Source organism: Pelovirga sp. C15f (genome assembly GCF_057178085.1).
On record NZ_JBXUCV010000017.1, the window covers coordinates 1 to 2,717 of the forward strand.

Genomic DNA, 2,717 nt, shown 5'->3' on the forward strand with positions numbered 1-2,717 from the left:
TCATCCCGACCTGCGGTCGGAATGAACGGGGTGGCCTTTGAGCCGTTCGGCTAGTCCGTCCGCAGGCGGACGAACCAGCCTTTGGAGACCGATGCCCTTCGGGCACGGCTCAAAGGCCACCCCGTTATGAGTATTGACACCTGACACGTTACAGGGTACATTCGGCCAATGATTCGAAGTTTCAAACACAAAGGTTTGGCTAAATTCTTCAAGTCTGGCAGCACTGCAGGGATTCAGGCCGCTCACGCTAAGAGGCTTCGGCTTATTCTCGGTCGACTAAATGCAGCGTCAGATTCCAAAGATATGGACCTGCCCGGGCTTCGGCTACACGAACTCTCTGGAAATCGAACTGGAATCTGGTCAGTGACGGTCAGTGGTAACTGGCGAGTGACGTTTCGGTTTGAGAACGGAGATGCAGAGATAGTGAATTACGAAGATTACCACTAAAGGAGTTACCTATGTTGATGCACAATCCTCCCCACCCCGGCGAAGTATTGCGCGAGCTTTGCTTGGAGCCCCTTGATTTGACGGTTACGGCGGCTGCAGAAGCGTTGGGCGTAAGCCGCAAGACTTTGAGCGCTGTGCTTAACGGCAAGGCTGGTATTAGTCCCGAAATGGCTATACGGCTTTCTATTGCGTTTGATACATCGGCAGAAAGTTGGCTGAACCAGCAGTCTCAATATGAACTCTGGCATGCTGAACAGTTTCGTAAAGAACTCAGGGTTAAAAAGCTTGTCGCAGCCTGAAGCAGCACATAACCAGGCCATGCACCGGATGTCAAACCTCCGCTTTGCTGCGGTTTTGTCACCGGTGATGGCCACCGTTAAGCATCTCATCGAAATTGGAGTTCAATATGAGCAACGAGAAGGAAATCGAAGAAGTTGAATATGAGAAAAGACTTCGTCGACGACTGAAAGTTCTTCAGGATCAATTCAAAGCAGGAAAAATAAGAATTGCCGAAGGACTTGATGTTGAGAAGAGTCTTCTCGCCGTTCGCACCGGTCCTGATGGCGAGGTAGATCTAGACACGGTAGATGGTCTTGTAAGATCTATGGCCCTAGCTGTTACCGCCATGCATGATCGTGAAGAGCTAAAAAAGGAAACGTCTTTGAGTGAAATACAGAATATGTATTTCAAATTCATAGAAGATAATTTTGGCGGCTTCTTTAAGATAATGAATCAACGAGGGATGACGCCGCATGATGCAGGAATGGCAGCAAAAAATAGCGAAGCATCGATTAAAGAAATAACCCAAAATCTTGATAAATTTCTTGAAGTGATAGATCAGTTTTGGGATGGAGTTGGTGAGGTCGCACATATCCATGTGGAAGATATGCACCATAATGTGAAGGGAATTTTTGGTGGCGACCTTTTTCCGTCACATGATGAAAACATTGCGTCTAAGTGTGGTTTATATACTGATACTATTGTGCTTCCAGATCCGTTTTTAAGATCAAAAGTTATTTTTGAGCGCTATAGTCTTTCCGATAAAGCCTATTACTTCATGAAACATGCGATGAATATCCTGCAATACAAAGAGTTGGCATGTGCAGATGTCGATGAACCTATTGTTGTTGTATTGCCTGACATGGCTATTTTGAAAGAAGGGGAGAGTGAGTTTTTTCATCGCCTAGGAAAAGAAGATTCTTTAGTACATTCCGGTAAATTGTTTGGGCGAGATTTCGAGTCCTTCGAAGAATTGATGGATTTTTGTGGTTCACTGGATTCCATTGAAAGAACTATTGCTGAAATATCCGACGGAAGCAGGGTTTTATTTGACTCCAATTGGAGTGGTGATATTGGAGACCAGATAGAAAGGGCCATGAAAAGTGATCATATGCAGCCTTTTGGTCAAATTACTCCAGGAGTGGCGTTGGCGAGTTTGGCTCTTGGTCGCATGTCCGTCAGCAATGAGATGCTCATTAAGTCCCGACGTCTAAATGGTACTCCTATAATAGATGCTCCGACTTCTTGGCAGTATCTAGTTTGGAAAATGGAATACGATGCAGAAAGAGCTGAATCGGCACTTAATTCGCAGGACCTCCATGTAGTAAAAGGACTAAGTGATCTTTCATCAGGCGATATGCAGTGGATTGGCAATATCCCTCCGGAAGCGCTTATTGAAATACGAAAAGAGGGTGCGATGGATGAAATTAGGAATATTTTAGGTAAAGGGGTAAATGATTTAATCGCAGCAAACCCCGCTAATTTTCATCGAAGCCGAGATCATATATTCGAAAACATAAATTCAGCATTTAGCCAACATAAAAAGAACCTAGATGCTTTGAGTAATAAGAAATGGAAATTTGCTGGGAAGGACATTGGTTCTTGGCTAGTTGTAGGCTCATTGGAGGTGGCTGCAGCGGTTACTGGAACGCCAGTTTGGGGAATGGCGACAATAGCTGCAAATCAAATGTTTGATGTTCCGAAATTAAAAGATATTCCACAATCAATAAGAGACTTAGCTGAAGAAAATGAAAAAGTTAACAAATCACCAGTCGGTCTTCTTTTCAATATACATAGAAAAAATGCTTAACAAAACGCTGCTGTCGGACAATTTTTCCGCTGCGCTCCAAAATCGCCGCAGAGCGCGGCGTTCATCCCGACCTGCGGTCGGAATGAACGGGGTGGCCTTTGAGCCGTTCGGCTAGTCCGTCCGCAGGCGGACGAACCAGCCTTTGGAGACCGATGCCCTTCGGGCACGGCTCAAAGGCCAC

At 45.5% G+C, this 2,717-nt stretch carries 3 protein-coding genes; all 3 read left to right on the plus strand.

Features of this window, described 5'->3' with window-relative positions; translation table 11 throughout:
- Positions 1-168 precede the first annotated feature (168 nt).
- The 3 genes from AC1931_RS15330 (at position 169) to AC1931_RS15340 (ending at position 2,536) form a co-directional block, all read left to right on the plus strand.
- Positions 169-447, plus strand: a complete 279-nt coding sequence (locus tag AC1931_RS15330; protein ID WP_483878147.1) for a type II toxin-antitoxin system RelE/ParE family toxin — start codon at positions 169-171, stop codon at positions 445-447.
- Between the two features lie 11 nt (positions 448-458).
- A complete protein-coding gene (locus tag AC1931_RS15335; protein ID WP_483878148.1) occupies positions 459-746 on the plus strand; it encodes a HigA family addiction module antitoxin in 288 nt (95 codons plus the stop codon).
- Positions 747-853: 107 nt separating this feature from the next.
- Positions 854-2,536, plus strand: coding sequence for a hypothetical protein (locus AC1931_RS15340; protein ID WP_483878149.1), 1,683 nt, complete (start codon positions 854-856; stop codon positions 2,534-2,536).
- Positions 2,537-2,717 lie beyond the last annotated feature (181 nt).